6 protein-coding genes are annotated in these 6,000 nt (G+C 60.2%); 4 read left to right on the top strand and 2 right to left on the bottom strand.

Features of this window, described 5'->3' with window-relative positions; genetic code table 11:
• From AB7S84_RS07235 to AB7S84_RS07220, 4 genes are all read left to right on the top strand, one after another.
• Positions 1-672, top strand: a 672-nt coding sequence (locus AB7S84_RS07235) for a methionine adenosyltransferase (RefSeq protein WP_428153646.1), incomplete at its 5' end; no start/stop codon positions are given.
• Between the two features lie 110 nt (positions 673-782).
• Positions 783-1,418, top strand: coding sequence for a TetR/AcrR family transcriptional regulator (locus AB7S84_RS07230; protein ID WP_078081169.1), 636 nt, complete (start codon positions 783-785; stop codon positions 1,416-1,418).
• 27 nt (positions 1,419-1,445) lie between these two features.
• Positions 1,446-2,009: a cytochrome c3 family protein gene (locus AB7S84_RS07225; protein WP_020875841.1), complete on the top strand. Its 564-nt coding sequence runs from the start codon at positions 1,446-1,448 to the stop codon at positions 2,007-2,009.
• Positions 2,010-2,113: 104 nt separating this feature from the next.
• Complete coding sequence (locus AB7S84_RS07220) at positions 2,114-3,505, top strand: multiheme c-type cytochrome (RefSeq protein ID WP_428153643.1); 1,392 nt, start codon at positions 2,114-2,116, stop codon at positions 3,503-3,505.
• A gap of 140 nt (positions 3,506-3,645) precedes the next feature.
• Here the strand turns inward: AB7S84_RS07220 and AB7S84_RS07215 are convergent, their stop codons facing one another.
• The gene (locus AB7S84_RS07215; protein WP_020875839.1) at positions 3,646-5,529 is read right to left on the bottom strand and encodes an ATP-dependent helicase; all 1,884 of its coding nucleotides are present in this window, start codon (positions 5,527-5,529) and stop codon (positions 3,646-3,648) included.
• Positions 5,530-5,669: 140 nt separating this feature from the next.
• Entirely contained in the window at positions 5,670-5,882 is a 213-nt protein-coding gene (locus AB7S84_RS07210) for an FmdB family zinc ribbon protein (RefSeq protein WP_428153640.1), read from the bottom strand.
• Between the last annotated feature and the right edge of the window lie 118 nt (positions 5,883-6,000).

The following is a 6,000-nucleotide window of genomic DNA, read 5'->3' as shown; positions in this document are numbered from 1 at the left end:
AACTCGGCGGATTTCAAAAAGCGCTATCCTGAAACCGGGGAGGACGTCAAGGTCATGGCCTGCCGGCGAGACCGCCATTTGACCCTGACGGTCGCCACGGCTTTTGTTGACCGGTTCATTCCCGACAATCGAACCTATTTTTCCCGAAAGGCCGAGATCAAAAGCGTCCTAGAGGCTCACCTGGCGGAGCGCCTGAAGACCATCGACACGGTGACGGTCGACCTCAACTGTCTCGACGACCCCGCCCGGGGGGATGCGGGCATGTATCTGACGGTCCTGGGCACCTCGGCCGAAGGCGCCGACGGCGGCCAGGTGGGACGCGGCAACAAGGTCAACGGTCTGATCCCGCTGAACCGGCCTGTCGGCACCGAAGCAGCGGCCGGGAAAAACCCCACCAGCCACGTGGGCAAAATCTACACGCTGTTCACCCACCGGCTGGCCGGCGAGATCCACGCCCGGGTACCGGGCGTAGAGGAGGTCTATGTCTGGCTTTGCAGCCAGATCGGCCGCCCCATCGATCAGCCGCTGATTGCCTCGGTGGCGCTCTCCCTCGCGGCCGGAACCACCGTGAAAGCGGTCTCCACCGACATCGAAGCCCTCGTCAGGCAGGAGCTCGACGACATTCACGCCTTTACGCAAGCCCTGGCCGAAGGGGCGTTTCCGGTCTGCTGAATTTCCGGTACGCCGACCCGGAAAGGCGGCGATCATCGGAGGCGCATTCCTCACGTGAAGGAATGCAACGTCCGAAATATTGGCTTGACAGCCACGACGATCTTTTTTATGTGAATAATTATTCACCTATTTTTCCCATGACAAAACGACGATTCGTCACCGAGATTCGCCAGGATCAGATCGTTGAAGCGGCGTTGGACATCGTTCGCACAGGGGGGACCCGTCGTCTCAGTGTCGCCGCGGTTGCGGCAAAGGTGGGCATCGTACCCTCGGCCGTGTACCGGCACTTCAGAAACAAAGGCGACATCGTCACGTCGGTGTTGCGGCTGATTCGGTCGCGTCTGGACGCCCATTTCAAGGCGGTGGAGCGACTGGAGATCGATGCCGTCGACATGCTTCACCGGCTCTTCAACCGTCATATCGCGCTCATTGCCGGCAACAGCGCGATCCCCAGGATCGTCTTTTCCGAGGAGGTCCTCGGCGGTATGCCGGAAAAGCAGGAGGAACTCTACGACATTATCCGTGACGTGCTCGGGCGCGTGGAGTCGATCGTGAGCCACGGGCAAGCTGAAGGCACGATCCGCGGCGATATCTCCGCACGGGATATTGCCGTCGCCTTTTTCGGCATGATCCAGCCGGCCGCCGTCATCTGGCACATCAGCGGAGGAGAGTTTGATCTGATGCGGCATTCCCGAAGCGCCTGGCGACTCTTTTCCGATTCCCTTCAGATTCGTTGCGGACCGTGATTCGAAAACCAATCCAGGGAGGTAAGCATGAAAAAATTCATCATTTCGGCAATCCTCGTGGGTGTCGGCATCGCCATCGCCTTTCCCCTTTTCAGCATCACTTACTACACCATGGTGCGCACCTCCACGCCGGAATTCTGCGCCTCGTGTCACGAAATCAAGCCGGCGGTGACGGCATGGCGCTCCTCCACCCACACCAACAACGCCGCCGGAGTGGTTGTGGACTGTATGGACTGCCATCTCCCCGCCCCCCAGGACACCTTCAACTTCTTTTTTTCCAAGACCTATCACGGCATCAAGGATGTCGCGGCCCATTTTCTCCAGGACGAATACGACCGCGAAAAGGCCCGGGAAGCCGCCTATGCCGCCTTTGACAATGATCAGTGCCAGAAATGTCACCGCAATCTGCTGTACATGCCCACCCAGCGCGGGGCCATGCTGGCCCATCGGTCGGTGGTCCATGCCCGGCCCGGGTATGAAAAGAAATGTGTCGACTGCCATTATGATCTGGTCCACACCGAAAGGGGCGTGATCATGTTTCGCCAGAGCCGGATCATACCGTATCAGGCCAAGGGAATGCGGCAGCTTTGACCCGAGGCCGATATCGGATTTTCACCCTCTGCAACCACTTGAAAATCGTTCAGTTATAACCGTATCACGCTTGTTTTAACCGGCAACAGAAAGGAGCAGTCACCATGAGGCGATCATTGCTGTTTCTCACCACCGGTCTGCTGGTCGTCGGCCTGTTTTTCACCGGCGCGTCGGCCGAACAGCCCAATTTCCCCAAGGCCAAGGAGTACCGCATCGAACGCAGCGTTCCCCCCGAGGCTCAGGCATGCATCGAATGCCACCGGGCCACCACCCCGGGCGTCTTCGCCGACTGGGCCAAAAGCCGCCACGCCAACGCCAACATCACCTGTCTCGACTGTCACCTGGTGCAGCCCGGCGACCGGGACATCGCCCAGAGTCACGAAAAATACTACGGGCGCTCCGACATGCCGTGGGGCGAGGCCAAGTACAAGATGCCCGTCGCCGCCATCGTGACGCCCAAAGACTGCTCCCGATGCCACCCCGACGAGGCCCTCCAGTACAGCAAGTCCAAGCACGCCAACACCATCGAGATCATGTGGAAGATCGATCCCTGGCTCAACAAGGGCATGAACTCCGACAACGAGCGCAAGACCGGCTGCTACAACTGTCACGGAACCGTGGTCACAATCGACGATGCCGGCAAGATCGATCCGGCCACATGGCCCAACGTCGGCGTGGGGCGGATCAACCCCGACGGCAGCAAGGGATCCTGCACCTCCTGCCACACCCGCCACCGCTTCTCCGTGGGCGAAGCCCGAATGCCCGAGGCCTGCGACCAGTGCCACCTGGGGCCGGATCATCCCCAGATCGAAATCTACGAGGAATCCAAACACGGCACCATCTACCACGCCTATAAAGACGAATATAACTTCGACGCCGCCGGCGGCACATGGACCCCCGGCCTCGACTATCGCGCGCCCACATGCGCGGCCTGCCACATGTCCGGCTCCGGCAAGGAACCCACCAGCCACGACGTGACCCAGCGGCTCTCCTGGGAAACCCAGGCCCCCCTGACGGTGCGCCCCCAGGATTTCGCGGCATTCCCCTCCGGGACCGACTGGCAGGCGGAGCGGCAGAAAATGAAAAATATCTGCAGCGCCTGCCACGGCGAATCCTGGATCGAGGATTTCTACAATGGGTTCGACAAGGCTGTGGAGGAGTACAACGAGGTTTACTACAAGCCGGCCAAGCAGAAGTTCGACGAGCTCAACGAAAAAGGGCTGCTCGACGCGACCCGGTTTTTCGACGAGCGGCTGGAGGTGGAGTTCTATGAACTCTGGCACCACGAAGGACGCCGGGCGCGCATGGGCACCATGATGATGGCCCCGGACTACGCCTGGTGGCACGGCTTCTACGAGGTCAAGCTGCGCTATAACATTTTCATGGAGGAGGCGAACCACCTCATCGAAACCGGCCAGAAGGCTCACGTCGCCAAGGATTTCCCCAACGCCGTCGGCGATACCCAGAAGCCCCCGGCTGTTTTTGGCAAGCCCTGAGGATCATGAATCATCGCCCGGTGCGCATGACGGTCGGCACCGGGCGCCGCTTTTCACCCCTCACCCCGCCGTTGTCCCGGCATTGACCGCCGGAGACGAAACCCGCACCGGAAGTTCTGGAGACGCCCCCCGGGCAAACCTTAGCCGAGGGCGTCTTCGACCTCCTCACAGAACCGGCTTCGGGCATTGGACTGCCCCCTTCGGTATTCGGCCGATGTAAGATAGAGAAAGCGTTCGGCCCGGGTCATGGCCACATACATGAGCCGCCGCTCCTCCTGGACCCCTTCGGGGGATTCGAGGGACTTCCAGTGGGGGAAGAGATTCTCCTCGCATCCCACGATGAAGACCACCCCGTATTCGAGGCCCTTGCTGGCATGGATCGTGGACAGCTTGACGCCGAGATCCCGCTCGTTCTCGTCCTCCTCCCGGTCCTCATTGACGAGAGAGGCCTCCTGGAGGTAATCCACCAGGTGAGTGTGCTGACCCGCGGAATAGATGAGCTGTTTGATGTTCTCTTCCCGGGCGATATAATCCATGGCGTTGCCTTTGGTATATTCCTTCAGGTGCTCCAGATAGTCGAACCGTGAAAGCACCGCATGAACGGCCGTGGCCGGCGCCATGTCCCGGATCTCGTCCAGATGGCCCAGAAGCGTGCTCAGGGCCTTGTGGATCTTGGGGCTCATGACCCGTTCGGCCACCACCTTCCGGGCCGCATCCTGGAGGCTCATCTCTTCGGTACGGACCTGGTTGATCTTTTTGAGCATGCCCGGCCCGATGCCCCGCTTGGGGGTGTTGACGATCCGTTCGAAGGCGACGTCGTCCTTTGGGAAGACGGCGGCGGTGAGATAGCAGTTGATGTCGAGGATCTCCTTGCGCTCGAAGAACCCCTTGGCCCCCATCATCTGGTAGGGAATACGGGAGGCCCGGAAAATCTTCTCGAAGGAAAGGGAACAGAATTTGGTCCGGTAGAGCACCGCCATCTGGTGATAGGGAATCCCCGTCTTCCGGAGGGCCTGGACCTTGCGCCGGACCCAGGCGGCCTCCTGGCCTTCATCGTAAAAATCATGCAGCTCCACCAGCCCGCCCCGCTTTTTGGAGAAGCATTGTTTCTCCATACGCTGCTTGTTGTAGCCGATCAGATCGTTGGCCGCCTGGACGATTTCGTCGACGGACCGATAATTCTGCTCCAGCCGGAAAATCCGCGCGCCGGCGTAAGTCTCGGGGAACGAAAGGAAGTGGTTGACGTTGCTGCCCCTGAAGCCGTATATGGCCTGCCAGTCGTCCCCCACGCAGAAGAGGTTGCCGTTTTTGAGAAAGAGCCGGGTCAACTCCTCCTGGAGATCATTGGAATCCTGGTATTCATCCACCAGAATATATTGAAACAAGGCCTGATACTCCCGACGGATCTCATCATGGTCCCTGAGCAGGTTTCGGGTCAGGAGGAGGATGTTGTCGAAGTCGACGGCGTTGGCCTCCCGGAGGGCTTTTTCATAGGCGGTGTAGAGGGACCGGACCGGAAGGCGGAAGCTTCTGCGGCGGCTGTCGAAATAGCCGTCGGGATTTCCCGAGTTCTTGGCGTGGGAGATCCGGGAAAGCAGGGGCATGACGTGCTTCTTGTCGAAGCCGGCGCCCACGACGATCTCCTTGAACAGCTTCTGCTGCTGGTACCCGGAATAGATCTGCAGAGGGACGGTATAGCCCAGCACCTCGCAGTGCCGTTTCAAAATACGGAAACAGGCGGAGTGATAGGTTCGGACCCAGGGAAACCGGAAGCGGGACAGCCCGGTCAGATCCGCCAGGCGCCGTTTCATCTCGTCGGCGGCCTTGTTGGTGAAGGTGATGGCCAGAATCCGTTCGGGATCGTATCCTTTTTGAATCAGGTAGTCGATTTTGGCGGTCAGGGTCCGGGTCTTGCCCGAACCGGCGCCTGCCACGACCAGAGCCGGCCCCCCCGTGTGCTCCACAGCGGCCTTCTGCTGGGCTGAAAGTTCCATGGCATCCTTTCGGGTAATGTATGTCATCATTTGCCCGCCCTGCTGAACCACTGCCGGATGGCGGGCTGACGACGGGGTTGAGAGACGACAAAACCAGGTTTGAGCCGAAAACCTGGTTTTGTCCTTCAGTCGACAACGGCAGCCTCAACCTGAGGCCGATATCAGATGGCTCACCCGCCCCCTTTGCGACAGGTTGCCTGAGGCGGGGTAAAACCGCCGGCGCCCCTGGGGATTCCCTGGGGCCTCACGGTTCCGGCGGAGATGAGACGCCGCACATCCGTCCCGTGACATTCGGGGCATTCATTTGCGGGCGCATCCCCCGAAAATTCGATCCGTTCGAATCGTGCGCAGCATTGGCAGCATTCGTACTCGTAAATGGGCATATCCAAATCTCCTTCAGATTTCCGACCGGGTCCGGACAACGGCAGACCCATTGGGCAAGGCCGGTTCAGGGGTCACCCGCGGCCGGCGCTGTCCGCCGTCGGCACGGACCCCGAAAGC

The organism is Desulfococcus sp., assembly GCF_050178255.1.
In the GTDB taxonomy this organism is placed as follows: domain Bacteria; phylum Desulfobacterota; class Desulfobacteria; order Desulfobacterales; family Desulfococcaceae; genus Desulfococcus; species Desulfococcus multivorans.
This window is presented reverse-complemented; position numbering and strand designations above follow the sequence as displayed.

Bases quoted from the DNA above. Each gene is read 5' to 3' on its own strand.
- AB7S84_RS07225 (WP_020875841.1), top strand. From the start codon at position 1,446: ATGAAAAAATTCATCATTTCGGCAATCCTCGTGGGTGTCGGCATCGCC.
- AB7S84_RS07220 (WP_428153643.1), top strand. From the start codon at position 2,114: ATGAGGCGATCATTGCTGTTTCTCACCACCGGTCTGCTGGTCGTCGGC.
- AB7S84_RS07215 (WP_020875839.1), bottom strand. From the start codon at position 5,529: ATGATGACATACATTACCCGAAAGGATGCCATGGAACTTTCAGCCCAG.
- AB7S84_RS07210 (WP_428153640.1), bottom strand. From the start codon at position 5,882: ATGCCCATTTACGAGTACGAATGCTGCCAATGCTGCGCACGATTCGAA.